Origin of the sequence: Methylobacterium ajmalii, from assembly GCF_036448855.1 — a bacterium.
Lineage (GTDB): Bacteria > Pseudomonadota > Alphaproteobacteria > Rhizobiales > Beijerinckiaceae > Methylobacterium > Methylobacterium ajmalii.
On record NZ_JAZFXT010000056.1, the window covers coordinates 1 to 24,083 of the forward strand.

A 24,083-nucleotide genomic window follows, 5' to 3' on the forward strand; every position below is an offset into this window, starting at 1 on the left:
ACGACCAACATCCTCCGCGAGCCTCCCGTTCCGAATGCGGGAGGCAGTCTGGATGAAGTATCCTGGGGGTCCCGTTTGGACGCCGATCACCCCGGAAACGGGGTCCTTATTCCACGCCTAATCACACTCCACCCGGCCACGGCCTGGGCCGGCCTTCCTCGCGAGACGCGGGACGCCCTCGGCACCACGCTGATCGACCTCGTGTTCCAGGACCTCCTCTCGGGTGCCGCCTACGCGGAGGAGGACCGCGTGCTGACCGACGACGATCAGCGCAGCGCGGCCATCGAGCGGGCCGAGGGCCTGCTGAACCGGATCTACGACGACGTGACCGCCGCCCTGCCGGCGCTGTTCGGCCCGGCCGGCGAGAACCCGGCCTGGGTCGAGGACTACCGCACCGGACGCCTGACCATCTCGAACGAAGGGGTGCTGTCGTGATCACCACCCACATCACCGACCCGCACGTCGCCTGCCGGCATCGTCTCCTGACCGCCTATGCCTGGTTCGTGGCTGCCCGGCCGATCGAAGGGGGTTCGAATCCCTCCGTCTCCGCCCACAAATCCGCCCTGGCGGTGAACGAGGCGCGGCGCGAAGAAGTCCTGCGCATCCTCGCCCTGCCGGCCCCGGTCACCCCGGACGGTCTGCGCGTCACCGGCCTGGCGATGGCGATAGCGGCCGAGGGGCTCGCCGCCGACAGCGACGCGGGCCTGTATCTGACCCTTGCGGCCCGCGCGATCCTGGGCGCCACCGGGGAGAGCCTGCCGCCGGGGTTCACCGGTTTCGGCGACGAGCCGGATCACGATGACCGCGATCGGGCGGCCTGGACCGGCAGCGGATCGCTGCCCGCCTGGGCTCAGTCCGGCAAGGCCGCGCCGGACGATGCCGACTTCCTGGTGGAGGCGCGGGCATGAACGCGATCGGTCGCATTCCTCCCACCCGCGGCCTCGTCGGGATCGACGTTCTGCTGATCGATGGACGCGCTATCCACCTCGACGACATCCCGACCGCCGAGGAGGGGCGCCAGCTGCTGGCGGTCCTCGACGGCGAGATCGCCCGGATCGAGGATCAGCTGTCCGCCGCCGACCTGCGCGGCGCGGACCCGGAGTGGCGCCGACGCGCCACCACCGCGCACAAGCGCAAGCGTCGCATCCGCCCGCGGCTGCAGGAGCGGATCGGCACCCTCCGGCGAGCCGAGCGGGACCAGGCGCATGCCGCCGACACCCTGGCCGCCTCTTCCGCCAAGGACGGCCGGCGCCGCGCCTTCATCCTCGCCGCCCAGGAACTCCTCAGCCACGAGGTCGTGACGGAGGTCTGGGCACGCGCGGCCGAGATGAAGCCCGACCTGTTCGTGGACGGCATGGCGGCGGGAGGATCGGCATGACCGAGCCCGATCCCGTCCTCGTAGGCATCGCCACCCACCGCGCCGCCTACGACGCGTTCCAGGTCGCGCCCGACGGCGAGGCATCTATCCTCGCCGAGGAGGCCTACCGCGAGGCCGGCGACGTCCTGGTCACGACGGCCTGCACCACGTCGGCTGGTGCGGTGAAGCTCCTCGAGCACTTGCGCTGGTGGCTCGCGGACGAGGCCGAGTTCGCGCAGGCCCACCAGCCGACCTACGGGGCCGCGCAGGTCCGCGTCGCAGATCTCACGGTACTCGCTTGCACGTGCTGGCCGGCGGTGGGCCATGATCCGATCCACCGGGCCATCGCCATGGCCGAGACCGCGGAGGCGGCCCATACCGCGGCGCTGTCTGGCCTCGACGAGAACGACGAAGGGCAGGTGGGCCGCGCCAACGCCGCGGCCGATGCGAGTTCGGCGGCCTTCCAGACGCTGACCACTATCCTGCCGACCACGCGGGCCGGACTGTCCGCCCTGGCCGAGTTCTACGCCCGGGAGAGCGAGGAGTTCGAGCCGATGTGCGCGGGCGGACAGTACCTGCAGCACCTCGCGGCCGCCCTGCGCGGCAGTGATTCCACTGCTCTGATTTCGGGTCGCTTGCCGGAAAAAGCTGCGTCAGATCAGCAGCTTGTATCCCTGATTCCGCAAGCGTCCGCACACGTCTTTTCATCGGCGAGGGCGCAGTGACGAACCGCCGCCCGATCGCCGCGCTGATCCTCGCCGAGGTCCACCCAGGCCAACCAGCTACCCCGAAGCCCGAGATTGCATGGCTCGGGCCGACTGACGTGCGGATCGTCGCCTGGGGCAACCTGCTCGCGCCTGGGCTCCACGCCGGAGTGATCGCGGCGCTGTCGCTCAACCGCATCCACCCGCTGCACGCCTTCGCTCTGACCGGCGATGGCGCGCCGATCCACCCGTTGGCCCGCGGCCCCAGCTGCGTGCCGCTCGAAATGCCGCTCATTGAGTGGCGAGGCCCCCGCCCCACCGCCTCGGCCACAGAACAAGAGGAGGGGTAGATGCCGAGAACTCCTAACCCACGCATCATCCAACCCACGGCAAGGACCGAGCCCATGAACACGTCGTTCCTCCTGCTGGCGCAGTACGGCGGCGCGGCCGTGATCCCGATCAGCCTCGTGTGCCAGGACTACTTCTCACACCTCACGCCCGAGAAGCTGATCCGGAAAATCTCGGCCGGCGAGATCGCGCTGCCGCTGGTCCGCATTGAGGAGAGTCAGAAATCGGCTAAGGGCGTGCACCTCAACGACCTAGCGCGCTGGGTCGATGACCGGGCTGAAGCTGCGCGCAAGGAGTGTCGTCAACTCTGTGGCTAATTACTATCTCATGAATCGAAAAAACTGAGGTGGTGGTACGTTAAGAGGCATGCCGCGCACTTCACTAAGTCTGGGGCTTGATAGGCCCCTCAGCAGAAGTCCAATATCATTCATGACTGATCTCGTTGAAGCAAAAGTATTATGATTCAGTCCTAAAAATTCTTCCCCTATAGCGGTCACATCGATTGACTCTAGGCCTGGAAGTATAATTGGTTTGTCGTCTATTATATCTCCTGCTCTTGCGATCCCTCTAGTGAGCATTTTAGACAAGGTAAGTGCCCTATCGGAAGAGGAGGCGTATAGAGTCATCTTCGAGACAATGCTTTTTGCCTTCGGAACGAGCGATATGAATTGGTCTTTATCGATATCTGGCGCGGCCATAATGAGATTATCGATGTGCAGCGACTCGTGCGATAGTGAATAATTTGCTAATGCATCAAGAACAACAACATTTCCCATAGAATGTGCAATTACATTGATGTTATCGATTTTAAGATCGTTACGCAGGTGTCTCAGAAATTGGATAAAAGCATCGCGCGCACCATAAGCGCTGTCCTTATCATAGAGATAGTCAGTCGTTTGCCCATTTGACGGCCAAGAAAACAGAAACACGAGTCCATCTGGGTGAACGTCCCATGCAATTTGTGCAGTCCTATATATAGCAGACCGAAAATCTGTATTGAATCCATGCACAAATACAAGTGCGTTTCCGCCCGGTTTTTCGAATAATTTATTGTTAACATATTTATCGAATTCGCTTATTGGAACGTCGTAGACTGATTTCAATGAGAAGTGCTTACGTTCATCTAATTCTTCGTTACGGAGATTTATGCCAAATATGGAAAAGTATGACGGAAGTTCAACCTTGCCGATTTTATGATCTTCTGGAATGCGTACTCGTGCTAAGCCATATATATTATCTTTACCTCTACTGCCGCTAAAATAGGCATCTGATTTGGTAGGAGCGCGTTCGCGCGTCGTGACAAAGGGTATCTCTATAATGCGCTGAGATTGCCCTGTAGATGTATCTATTGTCTCATCAGGAGCATACGCTAAGGCTTGAGGAGGAAGCGGTGCGGAACCGACTTTTATATCTATTTTGGGCTTTTGAGCACCGGCTAAAAAATCGGCATACTCTTTTTGCCGCTTTTTTTCCTTTGTTGATGCGCTATCATCGATTTTCGTTCCGATACTAGCGCTTTCTTTCCCGCGTTTGGATGGCGCACCTATGTGCTTGATAGAGTCTGATGGCGGGGCATACTGATAGTTCCTGCTTGTATAGCCGTTTTTATGCCGAATGGGCTTGTCATAGTCGATGACATCAGGGCTATCCATTGCCTCTTTGTAATCGGATTTAGTTTTACGGCTGACTTGACGAACCTTTACACGAATCTGCTCCGGCAGCTTTTTCAGAGTAAATTCTAATAATTCAGCGCGCAGAATTATACCATTTTTTTTATTCTGATAAAATTTCCAATCGGATTGACCATTATCGTGCTTTGCTATGGCACTGACGATGTTCCAATTTCTACCTGGAGATAGGCGTACATAAACTTCTTTTACATCTCGAGCTGCAGTAATTGAAGTCTTCGTCCGACGATCGATTTTAGCTTTGATTTTCCTTAGCGCTTTCTGCGTCGGTCTATCAATCATAGTATTTGATATCGTACCATCTTCGGACGAGACGCTTGCGATGATGGATTGGATTAGATCTGGAATATTATCTTGTGACGCAGATAGGCATGTCCCTGTCGAGATCAGCATGCTCGCGCAGACAGCGACCAACATTGGAAATATGCGCATGGATTTCACGCTAGTATGATCGTGGCGGCAGCATACCTTGGGCGAGACGGACATGTCTACACATCTGAATCCCTCGGCGCGACCGAAGCTAGCCAGCGCCAGCCATCATATTTATCCCCGCCCTGCCGGATGTGTGTGTATCGCTGAAGTGATGACCAGCTTTTATGGCCTGAAACCGATGCCGCCAGTGGTACCGTCCGTCCTAACTCGAACAACCGTGAGACACCCTCGTGGCGTAGGTCGTGGAATGTGAGGTCGTCGATCCCCAGAAAGGCGCAGGCCCGGGTGAAAGCGGCCGAGATCGCGTCCGTGGTGTAGGGGAAAATCGCTTCGGCGGCGCGCGGCTGCGCCTGGATGATCCGAAGCGCCTCCGGCGGTAATTCGCACCAGACGTCGTTCCCGATCTTCTGCCCGGGGTTCTTCATGTCCCGGACGAGTACGCGCGATCCCTCCTCGTCGAGGTCGACCCACGCGATGCGGGTGATCTCTTCCTGGCGTCGAGTCGAGAAGAGGGCAAAGGCTACGATCGCCTGCATAGGCACACTGCCAGGCCGCCGGTGTCGGACTCCGCCAAAGTGCTCCATCAGCGTGTCGAGTTCGCCGAGCGTTGGCCGGCGGCTGCGCATCCTCGACTTGGCAACAAGACCCAGCTTGGACGTGACCTTCCGGGCGTCCTGCATGCTCGCGGGGTCGAGCTGATAGCCCCAAGCCGCCTGTGCGATCGAGAACACGCTCCCGAGGTGGGCGAGGTAGTTCGCGACGGTCTGCGGCTGCCGTCCGGCGGAGAGTTCGGTGGCGAAGGCGACGACGTCGGCGCTGGTGATGGTCGAGCAGGGCTTGTCCGCGATGTCGAACGTCTTGATCGTCTTCAGCACCTGGGCTTTGGTGCGGCCCAGCGCCCGGCGGCTCTCGGCCACGTACCGGTCGATCGCCGCGCCCAGCGTCGGGTCCTCGGCCTTCTTGCCCGACACCGCTCCGGGCGCGGAAAGTTCGCGTTCTCGCTTCGCGATCCACGAGTTGGCCGCCGCTTTGCGATCGAACGTCTTCGTCTCGCGATGGGTGGCGCCATCCTGCCTGATCACCACCTGAGCGTGGTACCCGACAGACCCGTCCTTGCGCTTGCGTTCGACGATGGTTCCCACGATGCCCCCATGCGCGGTACAGCATGGGTCCCGAACGTACAGCATTGCTGTACTTTCGACAACAAAACGGCTCAAAACGCCGGAAACGGCCTCAAATCGTACAGCATGAGGAGTTCAGCAGGTGCCTGCCATGGTTGAAAAAACGAGCAATTTCAGCGCTTGGCGATTTTCTATAGCACCCATGATGGACTGGACCGACCGCCACTGCCGGGCGTTCCACCGCACCCTCTCGGCCCGCGCGCTCCTCTACACCGAGATGGTGACGACCGGGGCGGTGCTGCACGGGCCGCGGGAGCGGCTGATCGGGTTCGATGCGGCCGAGCATCCGGTGGCGATCCAGCTCGGCGGGTCCGATCCCGCTGACCTTGCGGCGGCGGCCAGCATCGCGCAAGATTTCGGCTACCGCGAGGTGAACCTCAATGTCGGCTGCCCCTCCGATCGGGTGCAGGACGGGCGCTTCGGCGCCTGCCTGATGCGCGAGCCGGCCCTCGTCGGCGAGTGCGTGGCGGCCATGAAGGCGGCGGTCTCGGTGCCGGTCACGGTGAAGTGCCGCATCGGGGTCGACGACCAGGATCCGGAAGCCGCACTCGACGCGCTGACCGCGTCGGTGCGGGCGGCCGGCGTCGACGCGCTGGTCGTGCATGCCCGCAAAGCCTGGCTCAAGGGCCTGTCGCCCAAGGAGAACCGGGACATCCCGCCCCTCGATTACGGCCGGGTCCACCGGCTCAAGGCCGCCAATCCCGACCTCCCGGTCGCCCTCAACGGCGGCCTGCAGGACCTGGCGACCGCGACGGCCGAACTCGCGCCGCGGGACGGGATCGCCCTCGACGGGGTGATGCTCGGTCGCGCGGCCTATGCCGAGCCGGCCCTGCTCCTCGGCGTCGATCCCGTGCTGTTCGGCGAGCCGGCACCGGTGGCCGACCCGTTCGCGGCGATCGAGGCCTACGAGCCCTACATCGTGGCGCGGCTCCAGGAGGGCCTGCGCCTGCACGCCATGACCCGCCACATGCTCGGCCTGTTCAACGGCCGGCCCGGCGCGCGGCCCTATCGCCGCCACCTCTCGGTCGCCGGCACCCGGCCGGATGCCGGCCTTCACACCCTGCGCGAGGCGGTGGCCCTGGTCTCCCGCGAGCCGGCGAGCGCGGCGGCCTGAGGGCGCCGAGGCAGAGCGGGGCCCGGCGTCAGCTTGGCAGCCGGCCGCTCCACGGGCATGGTCGGGGCGAGACAGGCTCGCGCCCGAGGAAAAGACGGACCGGATGATCGCACTCGATGACGGCGCACCGGCGCCGCTCGGCGCCCATTTCGACGGGCGCGGGGTCAATTTCGCGCTGTTCTCCGCCCTCGCCACGGCGGTGGATCTGTGCCTGTTCGACCCGACGGGCCGGGTCCAGACCGACGTGGTCCGCCTGCCGCGCCGCACCGACGACGTCTGGCACGGCCATCTCTCGGGCGTGCTGCCGGGCCAGCTCTACGGCTACCGGGTCTACGGTCCCTGGGAGCCGGCACGCGGCCATCGCTTCAACCCGCACAAGCTCCTCCTCGACCCCTACGCCCGCGAGATCCACGGGCGGGTGCGCTGGCACGACGCGCTCTACCCGTTTCGCCGCGGCAGCCACCGCGAGGACGTGCTCGACCGGCGCGACAGCGCCCCGATGATGCCGAAGGGGATCGTCACCGCGCCCGAGGCGCCGGTCCACGACGACCCGCCGCTGCGCCATCCGCTGGTCGACAGCGTGATCTATGAGGCCCATGTCCGGGCCCTGACCCAGACCCATCCGGGCGTGCCGCTGCCCTGGCGCGGCTCCTACGCGGCGCTCGGCCACCCGGCGATCGTCGACCATCTCGTGCGCCTCGGCGTCACCGCGGTCGAGCTCCTGCCGATCCAGGCCTTCGTCGACGACCGCTTCCTGGTCGAGAAGGACCTGACCAACTTCTGGGGCTACTCGCCGCTCAACTACTTCGCGCCCGAGCCGCGCTTCTACGGCGCCACCGGGGCCGCCGGCCTGAAGGCCGCGATCCGCCAGCTCCACGCCGCCGGCATCGAGGTGCTGATGGACGTGGTCTACAACCACACCTGCGAGGGCGACCATACCGGGCCGAGCCTGTCGTTCCGCGGCATCGACAATGCGAGCTACTACAAGCTGAACCCCGACGACCCGCGCCGCGACATCGACTGCACCGGCTGCGGCAACACCCTCGACGTCGCGGTGCCGCGGGTGATGCAGATGGTGCTCGATTCCCTGCGCCACTGGGTCGAGGCCTACCGGATCGACGGGTTCCGCTTCGACCTCGCCTCGAGCCTCGCCCGCTCGCCGCACGACTTCACCCCCCGGGCCGCGGTGCTGCAGGCGATGGCCCAGGACCCGGTCCTGTCGCGGGTCAAGCTCATCGCCGAGCCGTGGGACGTCGGCATGGGCGGCTACCAGCTCGGCGGCTTCCCGGTCGGCTGGAGCGACTGGAACGACCAGTTCCGCGACGCCGCCCGGGGCTTCTGGCGGGGCGATGCCGGCCAGCTGCCGAAGCTGACGCAGGGGCTGACGGGCTCCAAGGAGATCTTTTCCGCCTCCGGGCGCGGGCCGTCGGCCAGCATCAACTTCATCACCTCGCACGACGGCTACACGCTGGCGGACGTCGTCGCCTACGAGGAGAAGCACAACGAGGCCAACGGCGAGGGCAACCGCGACGGCCACGGCCACAACGTCTCGCGCAACTACGGGGTCGAGGGGCCGACCGACGATCCCGACATCCTGGCCCTGCGCGCGCGCCAGAAGCGCAACCTGCTCGCCACGATCCTGATCGCGCAGGGTGTGCCGATGCTGCTGATGGGCGACGAGCGCTCGCGCAGCCAGGGCGGCAACAACAACGCCTATTGCCAGGACAACGCCACGTCCTGGGTCGACTGGGAGAACGACGGCGGCGACCCGGCGCTGACCGCCTTCGTGCGCAACCTGCTGGGCTTGCGCCGCGACCACCGGGCCCTGCGGCGGCGCAAGTTCCTCACCGGCGAGACCGTGGCGCCGGGGGGGCTGAAGGACGTGCACTGGCTCTCGCCCTGCGGCGCCGAGATGGACGAGGCCGCCTGGGGCGACGCCGAGCGCCGGACCTTCGGGATGCAGATCGGCAACGACGCGCCCGACGGGCGCCGCCTCCTCGTTCTGGCCAATGCGGGGGAGGCGGCGATCGACTTCCAGCTCGCCCGGGTCGTCGGCGGGCCGTGGACGCCGCTCTTCGACACCACGGCGATGGACGGACGGCCCGTCGCCCGGGAGGCGCTGAAGGCCGGGGGCACGCTCCACCTGCCCGGGCGGGCGCTCGTAGTGCTGGCCCGCAGCGCGGCGCCGAGAAAGGCCGTCGCGGGGTGAGGGGGCGCCGCGGCGCAGGGCGGCCGCGGCACCGGTCAGGCCGCTGCCAGCCGCTTGCGCTGCACCTTGCCGTTGGGGGTGCGCGGCAGCGTCTCGACGAAGACCACCTCCCGCGGGCACTTGTAGGCGGCGAGCCGCTCGCCGCACCAGGCGATCAGTGCGTCGCGCGCCGGCTCCGCCCCGGCCTTCGGCACCACGAAGGCGGCGATCACCCGGACGTCGTCGCGGACGGGCAACTCGGTCACCGCGACCTCCTGCACGTCGGGATGGCCGATGAGCACGCTCTCGACCTCGTTCGGCGACACCCGGTAGCCAAAGGCGTTCATGATGTCGTCGTTGCGGCCTTCGAACCACACGTAGCCGTCGGAATCGAGCGAGGCGAGGTCGCCGCCGGTGAACCACTCGCCGCGCATCACCGCCGCCTCTTCCTCGGGGCGGTTCCAGTAGCCGAGCATCAGGGCCGGGTCGGAGCGGTGGATGGCGAGAAGCCCGACCTCGCCCGCCGGCAGCGGCTCGGGCGCGCCTTCGACGGGCAGGATCGCGACGCGGCGCCCCGGCTGCGGCTTGCCCGGCGAGCCGGGCTTGATCGGGGTCAGCGGGCTCGTCGAGACGTAGGTCGAGATCTCGCTCATGCCCAGCGCCTCGTAGAGCGGCGTGCCGGTCGCCGCCCGCCACTCGGCGAGGAGCTGGGGCGAGAGCGCCTCGCCCGCGGTGATGCCGTGGCGCAGCGAGGAGAGGTCGTGGGCGGCGAGATCGGCGTATTTGAGGACCTGGCGGTAAAGGCTCGGCACCGCCGCGAACAGGGTGGCGCGGTGGCGGGCGATCAGCGCCGGCCATAAGGCCGGGTCGCGCCTGCCGTTGTAGAGCACCGTCGTGGCGCCCCGCGCCCAGGGATCCTGGATGCCGACGCCGAGCGTGTAGGTCCAGTTCATGGTGCCGGCATGCAGCACCACGTCGTCCTCGCGCAGGCCGAGCCAGAAATCGTGCATCGGCCGCCGGCCCCACAGGGTGCGGTGGGCGTGCAGCACGCCCTTCGGCCGGCTGGTGGTGCCGGAGGTGTAGACCAGCGTCGCCGGGTCGTCGGCGGCGGTGTCGGCGTACGATTCGAGGGCCGGGCCGGCCCGCAGGCGGGCGATGTCGTCGCGCCGCAGCACGATCCGGCCGCGGCAGACCTCCGGGTCGAGGGGGCAGTCGTCGGCCGCCGCGATCACCGCGGCGCCGGAATCCTGCATCAGGAACGCCGCCTCGCCGGCCGTGAGCTGGGGCGAGGAGGGTTGTGCCACCAGTCCGGCGGCGAGCGCCGCGAAGTAGACGATGACATAATCCGCGTCGTTGCCCATGCGGATCATCACCCGGGCGCCCGCGGGCAGGCCGAGACCGCGCAGGCCCGCCGCGACGCCCCGCACCGCGCGGTCGACCTCCGCGAAGGTCATCACGTCGGTGTGTCCTTCGTCGCCCACCATGACCAGTGCCGGCTTGTCTCCGCGCTCCCGGGCATTGGCCTCCAGGCAGTAGCGGGCGCCGTTGAAGCGGGGCGGCGGCTGGCGGGTCTCGGGCAAGGCGCAGGCTCCGGCTGAGGGGAGGGATCCCGTGCTAGCGCGGACGCGCGGTGGGGGCCAGTGGCAGCCTCGCGGCGGCCCGGCGCTCGCCATTCGCCCCCGACGGGGCAAAGCCGCACGGTCCCGTCCCTGCGCCTTCAGGCTCGCGCCGGGCGGCCGGCACCATCCGGGACGGGCCCGCGCAGCCTCAATCCAGCCCCAGCCCGCGCCGCAGCCACTGCGCGTAATGCCCGGCGATGTAGGCGACGCGGCGACGCTCCGAGACCGGATCGTACCAGGCGCCGCCGGAGCTGGCATTGGTGGCCGAGAGCTGGGGGTGGCGCAGCAGCACGGTGCCGGCGCGATCGACCACCAGGGCCTCGCCTTCGAGGTAGTCGGTGTTGGTGGCGTTGCCGCCCCGGCCGCCGCGGTTCTCGCTTCCGGCATAGGGGTTGAGCGAGAGGCCGGTCACCCGCACCACCAGCGTCGGACCGGGGCCGCCGACCCGGCCGGCGAAGGCCTGCGCGAGCGCCGCCTGCAGCTCGCCGCGCACCCCCTCGGCATAGACGCTCAAGCCGGTGGCGAGCAGGGGGCGGACGTCGACCTGGATGGACGAGAAGCGGGTCGCCGGCGGAAGGGTGGCGTCCTGCGCGGCCGCGGGGAGGGCGGCCGCCACCAGGGCGGCCGCGAGCAGGGATTTGCACCAGCGCAGCATCGGCCTCGTCTCCACGGCGCCCGGCGGGGCCGCCTCGTCACGGTCGAGATAGCCCCCGGCTGCCGCTCCGGCAACGCTTCGCCGGTCGGCCGGGGCGGCTCGGCCCGTCGGCCCCCTTCCGGGCGTCCGCCTTCGGGGCCTCAGGCGCCGAACTGGATGCCGACGACCTCGTAGGACTTGCCGCCGCCCGGGGTGACGACCTCGACGGTGTCGCCGACGCCCTTGCCGATCAGCGCGCGGGCGATCGGCGAGGTGATCGAGACCCGCCCGGCATGCACGTCGGCCTCGGGCTCGCCGACGATCTGGTAGGTCTTCTCCTCCTCGGTGTCCTCGTCGATCAGCTTGACGGTGGCACCGAACTTGACCTTCGTGCCCGAGAGCTTCGACACGTCGATGACCTCGGCGCGGGAGATCAGGCTCTCCAGCTCCAGCACCCGGCCCTCGTTGTGGGACTGCGCTTCCTTGGCGGCGTGGTACTCGGCATTCTCCGACAGGTCGCCGAGCGCGCGGGCCTCCGCGATCGCCTGGATGATCCGCGGACGCTCCTCCTGCTGACGGCGCTTCAGCTCCGCCTCGAGCGCCGCGAATCCCCGTACCGTGATCGGAACCTTGTCCATCGTCGTCGTCTCGCGTCACAAATAATCGGCCCGGCGGGAGGGTGAGCCTCCCGACCGGGCCTGTTTCCGAATGTCTCGCGCGGGCGCGAGGGGATGAGATAGGGCTCGTCCGCGGCGTTACGACTTAAGCCGCGAAATATTCCTGCAGAGCCCGGACCTCGAGATCACCCTCGAGATAGGCCTTGATCCCCTCTGCGGCCGCCATCGCTCCGGCGAGAGTGGTGTAGTACGGCACTTTATGCAAGAGGGCGGCCCGGCGCAGCGACCGCGAGTCGGACAGCGCGCCCGCGCCTTCCGTGGTGTTGAACACCAGGTGGATGTCGCCGTTCTTGATCGCGTCGACCACGTGCGGGCGGCCCTCCAGCACCTTGTTGATGCGGGTGCAGGCGACGCCGTTGTCGACGAGGTAGCGTTGCGTGCCGGCGGTGGCGAGCACCGTGAAGCCGAGCTCGGCGAGCAGCTTCATCGCCGGCAGGATGCGCGCCTTGTCGTCGTCGCGCACCGAGACGAAGACCGTGCCGCTCTTCGGCACCTGGGTGCCGGAACCGAGCTGGCTCTTGGCGAAGGCGACGCCGAAGCCGCGGTCGAGGCCGATCACCTCGCCGGTCGAGCGCATCTCCGGTCCGAGCAGCACGTCGACCCCGGGGAAGCGGGCGAAGGGAAAGACCGCTTCCTTCACGGCGATGTGCGGCAGCGTCTTGGGCTTGAGGCCGAAGGAGGCCAGGGGCTCGCCGGCCATCACCCGGGCGGCGATCTTGGCGATCGGCTCGCCGATCACCTTGGCGACGAACGGCACGGTGCGCGAGGCGCGCGGGTTGACCTCGAGGACGTAGATCACCCCGTCCTTGATCGCGTACTGCACGTTCATCAGGCCGCCGACCTCCAGCGCCAGCGCCAGCCCGCGGGTCTGACGCTCCAATTCGGCGATGGTCTCCGGCGACAGCGAGCGCGGCGGCAGCGAACAGGCGGAATCGCCCGAATGGATGCCCGCCTCCTCGATGTGCTCCATGATGCCGGCGATGTAGACGTCCTTGCCGTCCGAGACCGCATCGACGTCGACCTCGATCGCGTCCGACAGGTAGCGGTCGAACAGGAGCGGGTTCTTGCCCAGCACCGTGTTGATCTGGCCGGTCTTGTCGTTGGGGTAGCGCGCCTTGACGTCCGACGGGATCAGGCTCGGCAGGGTGTCGAGCAGGTAGTCGGCGAACTGAGTCTCGTCGCGGATGATCGCCATCGCCCGCCCGCCGAGCACGTAGGACGGCCGCACCACGAAGGGCAGGCCGAGATCGGCGGCGATCAGCCGGCTCTGCTCCACCGAGTAGGCGATGCCGTTCTTGGGCTGCTTCATGTGCAGCTTGTCGAGCAGGCGCTTGAAGCGGTCGCGGTCCTCGGCGAGGTCGATCGCGTCCGGCGAGGTGCCGAGGATCGGCACGCCGGCCTCCTCGAGCGCACGCGCCAGCTTCAGCGGGGTCTGGCCGCCGAACTGCACGATCACGCCGTGCAGCGTGCCGGCCTGGCGCTCGGTCTCGATGATCTCCAGCACGTCCTCGGCGGTCAGCGGCTCGAAGTAGAGCCGGTCCGAGGTGTCGTAGTCGGTCGACACCGTCTCCGGGTTGCAGTTGACCATGATGGTCTCGTAGCCCGCGTCGGTCAGCGCGAAGCAGGCGTGGCAGCAGCAATAGTCGAACTCGATGCCCTGGCCGATCCGGTTCGGGCCGCCGCCGAGGATGATGACCTTCTTGGCGTCCGTGGGCTGGGCCTCGTCGGCGACAGTGCCCGCGAAGGGCGCGACGTAGGTCGAGTACATGTAGGCGGTCGGCGACTTGAACTCGGCCGCGCAGGTGTCGATCCGCTTGAAGACCGGGCGCACCGACAGCGCCCGGCGGGCGGCGCGCACCGCCCCCTCGTCCATGCCGGCGAGCACCGCGAGGCGCGAGTCCGAGAAGCCCGCCGCCTTGAGCTGGCGGAAGGCGCCCTCGGTCTTCGGCAGGCCGAAGCGCTTCACCTTGGTCTCGAGGTCGATGATGCCCTGGAGCTGCTCCAGGAACCACGGGTCGATCTTGCAGGAGGCGTGGACCTCCTCGTGGCTGACGCCGAGGCGCAACGCCTGCGCCACCTTGAGCAGGCGATCCGGGGTCGGGGTGCCGATCGCCGCCTTGATGGCGTTGCGGTCGTCGCCCTTGCCTAAGCCCTCGATCTCGATGTCGTCGAGGCCGGTGAGCCCCGTCTCGAGCGAGCGCAGGGCCTTCTGGAGCGACTCCGCGAAGGTCCGGCCGATCGCCATCGCCTCGCCGACCGACTTCATGGCGGTGGTCAGCGTCGGCTCGGCGCCCGGGAACTTCTCGAAGGCGAAGCGCGGGATCTTGGTGACGACGTAGTCGATCGTCGGCTCGAACGAGGCGGGCGTCGCCCCACCCGTGATGTCGTTGGCGATCTCGTCGAGGGTGTAGCCGACGGCGAGCTTCGCCGCGACCTTGGCGATCGGGAAGCCGGTCGCCTTCGAGGCCAGCGCCGAGGAGCGCGAGACCCGCGGGTTCATCTCGATCACGATCATCCGGCCGGTGGCCGGGTCGACGGCGAACTGCACGTTCGAGCCGCCGGTCTCGACGCCGATCTCGCGGAGCACCGCGAGCGAGGCATCGCGCATGCGCTGGTATTCCTTGTCGGTCAGCGTCAGCGCAGGCGCCACGGTGATCGAGTCGCCGGTGTGGACGCCCATCGGGTCCACGTTCTCGATCGAGCAGACGATGATGCAGTTATCCGCACGATCGCGGACGACCTCCATCTCGTATTCCTTCCAGCCGAGGACGGATTCCTCGATCAGGACCTCGTTGGTCGGCGAGGCGTCGATGCCGCGCTCGACGATGTCGAGGAATTCTTCCCGGTTGTAGGCGATGCCGCCGCCGGTGCCGCCCATGGTGAAAGACGGCCGGATGATCGCCGGCAGGCCGACCTCGGCCAGCGCGACGAGCGCCTGGCCGAGCGCATGCTCGCCGTAGCGCTTGCGCCGGTCGTTCTCTCCGCTCGCCCACTTCTTCTCGAAGGCGGCGAGCGCCGTCTTGCGGGCGTCCGGATCGGACTCCGCGGCCTCGATGCGGGCCACCTCGGCGAGGTACTTCTCCCGGTCCGCCTTCTTGGCGGCCGAGGCGTTGGCGAGCGCCGATTTCGGGGTCTCGAGCCCGATCTTCGTCATCGCGTCGCGGAAGAGGCTGCGATCCTCCGCCTTGTCGATCGCCTCGGCGGTGGCGCCGATCATCTGGACGCCGAACTTCTCCAGCACGCCCATCCGCTTGAGCGAGAGGGCGCAGTTCAGCGCGGTCTGGCCGCCCATGGTCGGCAGGAGCGCGTCGGGCCGCTCCTTCTCGATGATGCGGGCGACGATCTCCGGGGTGATCGGCTCGACGTAGGTCGCGTCGGCGAGATCCGGATCGGTCATGATCGTGGCCGGATTCGAGTTGACCAGGATGATCCGGTACCCTTCCTCGCGCAGGGCCTTGCAGGCCTGCGTGCCGGAATAGTCGAACTCGCATGCCTGGCCGATGACGATCGGGCCCGCGCCGATGATGAGGATGGAGGAGAGATCGGTGCGCTTGGGCATCGGACGCTTCAGACTCGTGCGGCGCGCTGCCTCGTTCCTGAGGCCCGTCCTCGGGGCGCGTGGCGTCGAGGCGGGAGCGGAACGTCCGGAAGCGGCGGGGATTGCGTTGGGCGCCCTTAGCATAGGCGTGCAGATCAGGGGAAGGGCGTGACCGGGAACCGGGACATGACGGCAGGGCAGACGGGGCCAGATGCGCGCTGGACGCTGGTCACCGGCGCGTCGAGCGGGATCGGCGCCGAGCTCGCCCGCGCCTTCGCGGGGGAGGGGCGCCCGCTGGTGCTGAGTGCCCGGCGCTCCGAGCGCCTGGAGGCGCTGGCGGGCGAGCTTCCCGTCCCGACCGTCGTGGTACCGGCCGACCTCGCGGCCCCGGGCGGGGCGGAGGGGCTGGTCGCGGCGATCGAGGCCCGCGGCGTCGTTCTCCACACCCTCGTCAACAATGCGGGCTTCGGCCTGCGCGGCCGGTTCGCCGACCTGCCGGCGCGCGACCAGGCCGAGATGGTGGCGGTCAACGTCGCCGCCCCCACGATCCTGGCGCGCCTCGTGCTGCCCTGCCTGATCGCGCGGGGCGGGGGCGGCATCCTCAACGTCGCCTCGGTGGTGGGCTACCTGCCGGGTCCCAACATGGCGGCCTACTACGCCACCAAGGCCTACCTGCTGAACCTGTCGGAGGCGCTCTACGAGGAGGCACGGCCCCACGGCGTCGTGGTGACGGCGGTCTGCCCCGGCGCCACCGCGACGGAATTCTCGCAGCGGGCGGATGTCGGCGGGGCGAAGCGCTTCACCGGCAACGTGATGAGCCCCGAGGCGGTGGCCCGCGCGGCGGTCGCCGGCCATCTCGCCGGCCGGGCCGTGGTGATTCCGGGCGCGGCCAACCGGGCGGCGGTGATCGCCGCCCGCCTGATGCCGCGCTGGCTCAGCCGGAAGGTCGCGGCACGGCTGCAGGGGTGAGCGTGGCTTGCCGAGCGTGGCTTGCCGAATGACCCGGATTTCGCCCGGTTCGGGTCATCTTCGGTTCAGTGCCGGGCGCTAGACAGGGATCGGGCGCCGTCCTGTCGCCCGGTGATGTCGAGTGGCGTCGTGGCGAGCGAACCGGAATCGAACCTGCGGACCGTCGAGGCGCTGGCCGCGCTGGGACGCCAGTTCGCGTCGTATCTCGGGGTCAGCCTCGCGGCGCTCGCGGTCCACTATGCCGTGCTGGCCACCCTGGTCGAGACCGGTCGCGCCGACCCGGTGCCGGCGGCGCTCGCCGGCTACCTCGTCGGCGCCGTGGTCTCCTACGGGCTCAACCGCCGCCTGACCTACGCCAGCGACCGGCCCCACGCCGAGGCGACCTGGCGGTTCGGGGTCGTGGCGGCGGTCGGCTTCGGCCTGACCTGGCTGATCATGGCCGGTCTCGCCCGCGGCCTCGGCCTACCCTACCTCGCGGCCCAGGTGGTCGCGACCGGGGTTGTGGTGTTCTGGAACTTCCTCGGCCACCGGCTCTGGACCTTCGCCGACCGGTCGTCCTCGGTCCTGCCGGACGGGGCGTCGCGCGCCGGCTAGGGCCGGCTCGTATGCCCATGATCGGGGTCGTCCCAGGGGTGCAGGGCGGTCGAGCGTATCTCGGGCGTGATCGGTCGCCGGGGGCGCCACGCGCATCGACCGGCGGCCTCTTCTTCGTTGTCGCCACGGTGAGACTCGCCCAGCCTGACCGGCAGCGGGTTGCCACGGCGACTCTCGACTTTCCATGCTTTGTGATCGAAATCGATGTGAAAACTATAATTGGAAATTTTACCTGACGACGTATCTTGTGTCGGGAAGTTTTTCGGTCTTCGCGTCTTCCCGGTGACATTCAGCGGAGCCCGGGTACCCGCAGCGTCGGTGCCCGGTCGAGCGAGCCTTCACCCTCCCGCATGCGGCCTCAGGCCCCGCACCCGCGCCACCGCTGCCTCCAGCTCGCTCCAGGCCGGCGCGTCGGGCGCGTAGCGGGCGCGGGTGTAGGCAACGACGTCCGCCACCTGCCGGTCGGTGAGGGTGTCGCGGAAGGCCGGCATCGCGGCGGGCGGGGCGGCCGGATCGGGGGCCGGAAAACGCTCGGCCGCCGCCGCGACCCCGTTGAGGACCGCCTGGATCAGGTTGTCGGGGTGCATGCTGTGGATTGAGGTGACGAGGCCGAGCGGCACGAGGTCGCCGCCGGCCCCGCCCTCGTGGCAGGCCGCGCAGGCGCCCCGGAACAGGGCGGCGGAGCCGGCCGGGGGCGCGGTCGCCGCAGCGGCGACCGGCCGGGGCACCGGGGCCGCGCCGGCGAGGCTCGCCAGGTAGACCGCCATGGCGCGGATATCGGCATCCGGCAGGGGGCTCAGGGACGCGACCACGTCGGCCATCGGGCCGGCGGCGCTGCCGTGGCGGGTCGAGCGGCCGGTGCGCAGGTAGGCGAACAGGTCGTCCTCGGTCCAGGGCAGGGGGGAGCGGGACAGGGCGGTCAGGGCCGGCGCCTCCCAGCCGTCGGCGAAGCCGCCCGCGAGGCGGGCCGCGCCCCGGCGCTCGGCGCCGAGCGCGTTGCGCGGGCTGTGGCAGGCGCCGCAATGGCCGAGCGCCTCGACCAGGTAGGCGCCGCGGTTCCAGTCCGGCCCGCGGGCCGGGTCGGCGGTGGCGACCGGGCGGAGGAACAGGGCGTTCCAGTCCGCCATCAGCGGCCGGAGGTTGAAGGGGAAGCGCAGCACCGTCTCGGGCGCCGATGCCGCCACCGGTTCCTGCGCCATCAGGTAGGCGTAGAGCGCCTGGAGGTCGCGCTCCGCGATCCCGGCGAAGCTCGGATAGGGGTGGGCCGGGTAGAGGTGGTGCCCGTCGCGCGATACGCCCTCGCGCATCGCCCGGGCGAAGGCCGGGTAGGACCATCCACCGATGCCGGTGCCGACGTCCGGCGTGATGTTCGAGGCGTAGACCGTGCCGAACGGCGTCTCGAGCCCGCGCCCGCCCGCAAAGCTCCGGCCGCCGGGTCCCGCATGGCAGACGAGGCAGGCGCCGGCCGCCGCGACGAGCCGCCCCTGCGCGATCGTGGCGGCGGAGTAGGTGGACGGATCCGGCCGCTCGATCGACGGATAGGCCGGGCGCCAGGGCAGGAGGGTGGTGGCGAGCGCCAGCGCCCCGGCTCCGGCGCCGAACAGCCCGGCGAGGAAGCCGCGGCGGCGCCGGCGCGGTCGGTCGTCCGGGCCGGCGATCCGCGGCGGGTTGAGGGCGGCGCGCACGGCCTCGGCCGTCAGCGGCAGCTCGCGAAAGCGGATGCCGGTGGCGTCGAACAGGGCGTTGGTGATCGCCGCGGCGCTCGGCACCGAGGCCGATTCGCCCGCGCCCAGCGGCGGATCGTGCGGGCGGGGCACCATCAGCACGTCGATCTCGGGCACCTGCGGGAAGGCGAGGATCGGGTAGCTGCCCCATTCCCGGCTGGTGACGCCGGTGGCGTCGAACCCGACCGCCTCCTTCAGGACCCGGCTCGTCGACTGAATGACGTTGCCGTGGATCTGGTGGCGCACCCCGTCCGGGTTGATCATCAGGCCGGAATCCTGGCCGACCACCACCCGGGTCACGGCGACCTCGCCGGTGACCCGGTTGACCGCGACGTCCGCCACCCAGGCCGCCCAGGCGGCGGCCTTTCCGGGAAACGGCCCGTGGACGTAGACTGCGTAGGCGAACCCGCGCCCGTACAGCACGTCGCCGGAGCCGCCATGGGTGCCGGGCCGGGTGTGCGGCACCCAGGCGGCGCGCTCGGCGACCGCGCGCACGAGGTCGGCGGCGCGGGGATCGGGCAGGTAGCGCAGGCGGTACTCGATCGGGTCGATGCCGGCGGCTGTCGCGAGCTCGTCGATGTAGGATTCGTGCGCGAAGGTGTTCGGCAGGGCCGAGACGCCGCGCATCCAGGAGGCGCGGGCGATCGGCGGCATGTCGTGCACCGTCACCCGGGCGTTGCCGAAGGCGTAGGGCGGCACCGCCGTCCGGTCGCCCATCGGGTAGGTGGCGGGGGCCGCCGTCACCTTGCCGGTGAGGATCAGCGCCAGCGTCGGCGCGCCGTTCGAGGGATAGCGGGTCTCGAAGTCGTAGGCCGCCGGCCCGCCTTCGGCGTCGAGGCCGCCGCGCACGTCCATCACCTGCGCCGCGCCCTTGGGCTCCCAGGCATGCTCCTGCTCGCGGGTGAGCTGCACCCGCACCGGCCGCCCCACCGCCTGGGCGAGCAGCGCGGCATCGGCCGCGACGTCGTCGGCGCAGTTGCGGCCGTAGCAGCCCGCCGCCTCGTGGCGCTCGATCGCGATCCTGTCCTCGGGCAGATCGAGCAGGGTGGCGAGATCGCTCCGCAGCACGTGCGGGTTCTGGGTGCCCGACCACACCACGAGGTCCCCGTCGCGAAACTCCGCCACGGCGCAGGACGGGCCGATCGAGCCGTGCATCTGGTAGGGCCAGACATAGGTGCGGTCGAGCCGCGCCTCGGCGTGGCCGAGCGCCCGCTCGACGTCGCCGCGGTCGAGAAGCGTCCTCGCCGTGGCGGGGTTGTCGCGCAGCGCCGCCTCGGGCCGGTTGAGGTCGGGCAGCGTCGTTCCGGGCCGCCAGGTCACCCGCAGCGCCCGCGCCGCCTCGGCGGCGTTCTCCTCGCGCTCGGCGACCACGCCGACGAAATCGCCGCGCGTCACCACGGCGACGAGGCCCGGGACGTGGGCGACGGACGCTTCGTCCACCCCGAGCAGGAGGGTGCCCAACGCCGTCTCGACGCCGGGAACCGGCGGCCGGACCACGCGGCCATGGACCATGCCGGGCACCCGCACGTCGTGGACGTAGGTGAAGGCGCCGACGGCCTTGGCCGGGATGTCGACCCGGGGCACCGGCTGCCCGACGAGCGTGTAATCCGCGGCCGGCTTGACCGGTGCCTCGGGATCGAGGGTCAGCTCGGTGCGCCCGCCCCGCACGAGGTCGCCGTAGGCCACGGCGCGATCCGGCTCCCCCGCGACCCGGACTATGCCGGCCGCGACGGCGAGTTCCCCGGTGCCGCGGTTGAGCCGGCGCGAGGCCGCCTCGATCAGGTGCCGGCGGGCGGTGGCCGCGGCCTGGCGCAGCGGCACGGCGGCGATCTGGATCGTCTCGCTGGCGATCGTGCCGCCCTGGTCGGGGGCGGTGGCGGTGCTGCCGAGCTCCATCGCCACCCGGGCGAGAGGCACGTCGAGCTCCTCGGCGACGATCTGGGCCAGCGCCGTGCGGATGCCGGTGCCGAGATCGACGTGGCCGTTGAAGGCGGTGACCCGGCCCTCGGCATCGACCGCGAGGTAGAGCGCGCGCTGCGGCCCCGCGGCCAGCGCGGCGCCCGGCGCGTCGCCGAGCCGGGGCGGGCGGCCCATCGTCTCGCGGTAGACGAGGAGGAGGTCCCCCGCCTCCTGCCAGTGGCGCTGGCGCGCGGCGGGCGAGTCGGTCATGCGGCGCTCCCCCGTGCCGCGGCGCTCGCGTGGGCCGTCCCGCGCATCCCCGCTGCGGCGGCGCGCACCGCGCGCAGGATCTCGACATGGGTGCCGCAGCGGCACAGATTGGCCTGCAGGCCCTCGCGGATCTCGGCCTCGCTCGGGTCGGGATTGGCGGCGAGCAGCGCCACGGTCGTCATGATCATGCCGTTGAGGCAGTAGCCGCATTGCGCGGCGTTCTCGGCGATGAAGGCCTCCTGCACCGGGTGCAGCCGCCCGCCCTCGGCCAGCCCCTCCAGGGTGGTGATCCGGCGCCCGACCGCGGCCCGCAGCGGAATCGCGCAGGAGCGCAGCGCCCGCCCGTCGACCAGCACCGTGCAGCTGCCGCACTGGCCGAGGCCGCAGCCGTATTTCGGGCCGTTCAGCGCGAGGTCGTTGCGCAGCATGTAGAGCAGGCGTGTGCCGGGCGCCGCCTCCACGCTCACGCCGCGTCCGTTGACGTGGAGCCGGTGGCGCGCGGGCGCGAGCCGCGCGTCGTGGACTGTAGGCCCACCCTCGTCCTGCATCGTCGTCCTGCCCCGAGACCCGGCTTGTCGCCGGTTGCCTTGTTCTCACAGATTTCCGGACGGACCGGAACCCGGTCGCTGGACCGTGCCGCTTGCAAGAGGCTGCTTGCAAGAGGCTGGCCACCGGAGGGGTCGGCGTGATCGCCAGCCCCTTCGATGGCAGACCGCGGGACGGCGCAGCGCCGGTTGACCGCCCGTTTGGTCGGTGACACCGTCATCCCGACCTCCGACCAACGGCATTCGGGAATGGCGGCATGACGAGGCCCCCTGATGACGTAGCCGCAGTTCCGCGGGCGATCAGCCTCGACGCTGCGGCTCACCGTGAGGCGGTCGTGACTATCGAGCATCGTGTTCCGGCGCCCCGCTCACGCACACCGTTCAAGATCGGGCTGCTGCGCGGTCGGCTCGGTGACGGCCCGGACTTCTTCTCACCGCTTCCGGACGATGACCTTGCTCTCTGGGAAGGATGACGGTGATCCCGGGCCGGTCGCGACCCGGGCCGGAGCAGCGTCCACCTAGAGCATTTTCCGACGAAGTGGAAACCGGTTCGTCTCAGAAAATGCGACAAAACAATGACTTAGAGAGTTTCACGATTGCAACGCGGTCGTGAAGTACTCTAGTATCCCGACAATACGGATCGACAACGAAAGCGCCGCAGCCACCGCCGCTTGCTGACTCTGCCGCCTCCGCTAGCTGACCCTCCCGGACACTCGGGGGGAGCAATGCAGCAGCGCTGGCCGGACCGGATCTGGATCGTGCGGCACGGCGAGAGCGCCGGCAACGTCGCCCGGGACGCCGCGCAGGCGGCGGGGCACACCCATATCGACATCGCCGGGCGCGACGTCGACGTGCCGCTGAGCGCGCTCGGCGAGCGCCAGGCCGCGGCGGTCGGACGGTGGTTCGCCGAGATGCCGGCGTCCGAGCGGCCCGACGTGGTGCTGACCTCGCCCTATCGCCGGGCCGAATCCACCGCCCGGCTGATCCGCGAGGCCGGCGGCGTCGCCGACCCGCTGCTCGATTTCGTCGCCGACGAGCGCCTGCGCGAGAAGGAGTTCGGCATCCTCGACCGGCTCACCCGCGAGGGCATCACCCAGCTCCATCCCGAGCAGGCCGAGCTGCGCCAGCTGCTCGGCAAGTTCTACCACCGGCCGCCGGGCGGCGAGAGCTGGTGCGACGTGATCCTGCGGCTGCGTAGCGCCCTCGACACCGTATCGCTGCACTACGGCGGGCGGCGGGTGCTGGTGGTCGGCCACCAGGTCGTGGTGCTGTGCCTGCGCTACCTCATCGAGGGCCTGACCGAGGACGAGATCCTCGCCATCGACCGGGAGGGCGACGTCGCCAATTGCGGCGTCACCGAATACGCCTTCGACCCGCGCCAGGGCAGCAGCGGCAAGCTCGTGCTGCAACGCTACAATGTCGTGGCGCCCCTGCGGCAGGCCGGCGCCCCGGTGACCGCCGAGCCCGACGCCACGGGGGCCGCCCGATGACCATCGAGATCCAGGCCGCGTCCCTGCGCGGGTATCCCCTGCCGGATCCCGGCGCCGGCACCAAGGAGGCGCGCGGCAGCGCCCTCGTGGTCGCCGGCTCGGTCGAGGTTCCGGGCGCCGCGATCCTCGCCGGCACCGCGGCGCTCCGGGCCGGCGCCGGCAAGCTGCAGATGTCGATCGCCGCCGGCACCGCGCCGCACGCCGCCCTCGCGGTGCCCGAGGCCCTGGTGGTGCGCCTGCCCGAGGGCCAGGACGGCCATGTCGATCACCGGGTCGCCGCCGAGGTGCTCCTGCCCCGCACCGAGCGGGCCGCCGCGATCCTGGTCGGCGCCGGCATGACGGCCGGCGCGCCGACCCGGGCGCTCACCGCCGCGCTGCTCGCCGGCCCCGCCGAGGCGCCCTTCGTCCTCGACGCGGCGAGCATCGAGGGCCTGTGCGAGCAGGCCGAGGCGGTGCGAGCCCGGGCCGGCCGGGTGGTGCTCACGCCCCATGCCGGCGAGATGGCGCGCTGCCTCGGCTGCGACCGCGAGGCCGTCGAGGCCGATCCGCTCGCGGCGGCGCGGAAGGCCGCCGAGCAGTTGGGCGCCGTCGTGGTGATGAAGGGGGCCGAGACCTGGATCGTCGATCCGGCCGGCGAGACCTGGCACTATGCCGGTGGCGGCGTGGGGCTCGCCACCTCGGGCTCGGGCGATGTGCTCGCCGGCATCATCGTCGGGCTGCTCGCCCGCGGCACGGCGCCGGCCGAGGCTGCGGCCTGGGGCGTCTTCCTGCACGGCGAGGCCGGGCGGCGGCTCGGCGAGAGCCGCGGCCCGATCGGCTTCCTGGCGCGCGAGCTGCCCGGGGAGGTGCCGGGGCTGATGCGGGACGTGGCCGACGGCACCCTCTGATCCGGCATTCCTCCTCCCGGCGGCGGCCCGCCGGGCGAGCGGGCCATTCCGGTCAGGCGGCCCGCACGGTCGCGAGGAAGCGCTGCATCTCCGAGGTCAGGTGCTCGGACTGGCGCGACAGCTCGGAGGCCGAGGCGAGCACCTGGGAGGCCGCCGCGCCGGTATCCTCGGAAGCGCGGGCGACGCCCGCGATGTTCGAGGTCACCTCGCTCGTGCCGCTCGCGG

The 24,083-nt window shown here is 69.5% G+C and carries 20 protein-coding genes and 1 pseudogene; 12 read left to right on the plus strand and 9 right to left on the minus strand.

Annotated features, from left to right (window positions below; genetic code table 11):
* Positions 1 to 201: 201 nt before the first annotated feature.
* From V3T34_RS22800 to V3T34_RS22825, 6 genes are read left to right on the plus strand one after another with little or no spacing between them, the layout of a single operon-like run.
* Complete coding sequence (locus V3T34_RS22800) at positions 202 to 435, plus strand: hypothetical protein (protein WP_331369289.1); 234 nt, start codon at positions 202 to 204, stop codon at positions 433 to 435.
* On the plus strand, positions 432 to 908 hold the full coding sequence (locus V3T34_RS22805; protein WP_331369290.1) for a hypothetical protein: 477 nt from the start codon (positions 432 to 434) through the stop codon (positions 906 to 908). The genes V3T34_RS22800 and V3T34_RS22805 overlap by 4 nt, the downstream gene beginning before the upstream one ends.
* A complete protein-coding gene (locus tag V3T34_RS22810) occupies positions 905 to 1,378 on the plus strand; it encodes a hypothetical protein (protein WP_331369291.1) in 474 nt (157 codons plus the stop codon). Before V3T34_RS22805 ends, V3T34_RS22810 begins: the two co-directional genes overlap by 4 nt.
* Positions 1,375 to 2,082, plus strand: coding sequence for a hypothetical protein (locus V3T34_RS22815; protein ID WP_331369292.1), 708 nt, complete (start codon positions 1,375 to 1,377; stop codon positions 2,080 to 2,082). Before V3T34_RS22810 ends, V3T34_RS22815 begins: the two co-directional genes overlap by 4 nt.
* Entirely contained in the window at positions 2,079 to 2,411 is a 333-nt protein-coding gene (locus tag V3T34_RS22820; RefSeq protein WP_331369293.1) for a DUF1643 domain-containing protein, read from the plus strand. Before V3T34_RS22815 ends, V3T34_RS22820 begins: the two co-directional genes overlap by 4 nt.
* A gap of 54 nt (positions 2,412 to 2,465) precedes the next feature.
* Entirely contained in the window at positions 2,466 to 2,726 is a 261-nt protein-coding gene (locus tag V3T34_RS22825) for a pyocin activator PrtN family protein (RefSeq protein WP_331369294.1), read from the plus strand.
* A 3-nt stretch (positions 2,727 to 2,729) separates the two neighbouring features.
* On the opposite strand, the gene V3T34_RS22830 is transcribed toward V3T34_RS22825, so the two are convergent.
* Positions 2,730 to 4,529: an alpha/beta hydrolase gene (locus V3T34_RS22830; protein ID WP_331369297.1), complete on the minus strand. Its 1,800-nt coding sequence runs from the start codon at positions 4,527 to 4,529 to the stop codon at positions 2,730 to 2,732.
* A 56-nt stretch (positions 4,530 to 4,585) separates the two neighbouring features.
* Positions 4,586 to 5,671 carry a tyrosine-type recombinase/integrase gene (locus V3T34_RS22835; protein WP_091890158.1) on the minus strand — a complete coding sequence of 362 codons (1,086 nt, stop codon included), beginning with the start codon at positions 5,669 to 5,671 and terminating at the stop codon, positions 4,586 to 4,588.
* Positions 5,672 to 5,801: 130 nt separating this feature from the next.
* Here V3T34_RS22835 and dusA point away from each other — a divergent pair, with 130 nt between their 5' ends.
* Both dusA and glgX read left to right on the plus strand, forming a co-directional pair.
* Positions 5,802 to 6,824: a tRNA dihydrouridine(20/20a) synthase DusA gene (dusA, locus tag V3T34_RS22840; RefSeq protein WP_331369298.1), complete on the plus strand. Its 1,023-nt coding sequence runs from the start codon at positions 5,802 to 5,804 to the stop codon at positions 6,822 to 6,824.
* Between the two features lie 103 nt (positions 6,825 to 6,927).
* Positions 6,928 to 9,033, plus strand: coding sequence for a glycogen debranching protein GlgX (glgX, locus tag V3T34_RS22845; protein ID WP_331369295.1), 2,106 nt, complete (start codon positions 6,928 to 6,930; stop codon positions 9,031 to 9,033).
* Between the two features lie 35 nt (positions 9,034 to 9,068).
* Here glgX and V3T34_RS22850 read toward each other — a convergent pair whose 3' ends face one another.
* The 4 genes from V3T34_RS22850 to carB form a co-directional block, all read right to left on the minus strand.
* Positions 9,069 to 10,592, minus strand: coding sequence for an acyl-CoA synthetase (locus V3T34_RS22850; RefSeq protein WP_331369296.1), 1,524 nt, complete (start codon positions 10,590 to 10,592; stop codon positions 9,069 to 9,071).
* Positions 10,593 to 10,779: 187 nt separating this feature from the next.
* Positions 10,780 to 11,286: a hypothetical protein gene (locus V3T34_RS22855; RefSeq protein ID WP_091890129.1), complete on the minus strand. Its 507-nt coding sequence runs from the start codon at positions 11,284 to 11,286 to the stop codon at positions 10,780 to 10,782.
* 140 nt (positions 11,287 to 11,426) lie between these two features.
* Positions 11,427 to 11,903, minus strand: a complete 477-nt coding sequence (gene greA, locus V3T34_RS22860; protein ID WP_060849819.1) for a transcription elongation factor GreA — start codon at positions 11,901 to 11,903, stop codon at positions 11,427 to 11,429.
* 124 nt (positions 11,904 to 12,027) lie between these two features.
* Positions 12,028 to 15,501: a carbamoyl-phosphate synthase large subunit gene (gene carB / locus V3T34_RS22865; RefSeq protein ID WP_091890133.1), complete on the minus strand. Its 3,474-nt coding sequence runs from the start codon at positions 15,499 to 15,501 to the stop codon at positions 12,028 to 12,030.
* Positions 15,502 to 15,666: 165 nt separating this feature from the next.
* Here carB and V3T34_RS22870 point away from each other — a divergent pair, with 165 nt between their 5' ends.
* Both V3T34_RS22870 and V3T34_RS22875 read left to right on the plus strand, forming a co-directional pair.
* Positions 15,667 to 16,449, plus strand: coding sequence for an SDR family NAD(P)-dependent oxidoreductase (locus V3T34_RS22870; protein WP_305079686.1), 783 nt, complete (start codon positions 15,667 to 15,669; stop codon positions 16,447 to 16,449).
* A gap of 129 nt (positions 16,450 to 16,578) precedes the next feature.
* The gene (locus tag V3T34_RS22875) at positions 16,579 to 17,043 is read left to right on the plus strand and encodes a GtrA family protein (protein ID WP_244533707.1); all 465 of its coding nucleotides are present in this window, start codon (positions 16,579 to 16,581) and stop codon (positions 17,041 to 17,043) included.
* Between the two features lie 338 nt (positions 17,044 to 17,381).
* On the opposite strand, the gene V3T34_RS22880 is transcribed toward V3T34_RS22875, so the two are convergent.
* A complete protein-coding gene (locus V3T34_RS22880) occupies positions 17,382 to 20,936 on the minus strand; it encodes a molybdopterin cofactor-binding domain-containing protein (RefSeq protein WP_305079685.1) in 3,555 nt (1,184 codons plus the stop codon).
* The gene (locus V3T34_RS22885) at positions 20,933 to 21,484 is read right to left on the minus strand and encodes a (2Fe-2S)-binding protein (RefSeq protein ID WP_305079684.1); all 552 of its coding nucleotides are present in this window, start codon (positions 21,482 to 21,484) and stop codon (positions 20,933 to 20,935) included. Before V3T34_RS22885 ends, V3T34_RS22880 begins: the two co-directional genes overlap by 4 nt.
* A gap of 722 nt (positions 21,485 to 22,206) precedes the next feature.
* Here V3T34_RS22885 and V3T34_RS22890 point away from each other — a divergent pair.
* Both V3T34_RS22890 and V3T34_RS22895 read left to right on the plus strand, forming a co-directional pair.
* A complete protein-coding gene (locus V3T34_RS22890; RefSeq protein WP_060849824.1) occupies positions 22,207 to 22,971 on the plus strand; it encodes a histidine phosphatase family protein in 765 nt (254 codons plus the stop codon).
* Positions 22,968 to 23,858, plus strand: coding sequence for an NAD(P)H-hydrate dehydratase (locus V3T34_RS22895; protein ID WP_305079683.1), 891 nt, complete (start codon positions 22,968 to 22,970; stop codon positions 23,856 to 23,858). The genes V3T34_RS22890 and V3T34_RS22895 overlap by 4 nt, the downstream gene beginning before the upstream one ends.
* Positions 23,859 to 23,910: 52 nt before the next feature.
* On the opposite strand, the pseudogene V3T34_RS22900 reads toward V3T34_RS22895, so the two are convergent.
* A pseudogene (locus V3T34_RS22900) lies at positions 23,911 to 24,083 on the minus strand (methyl-accepting chemotaxis protein); the annotation flags it as partial.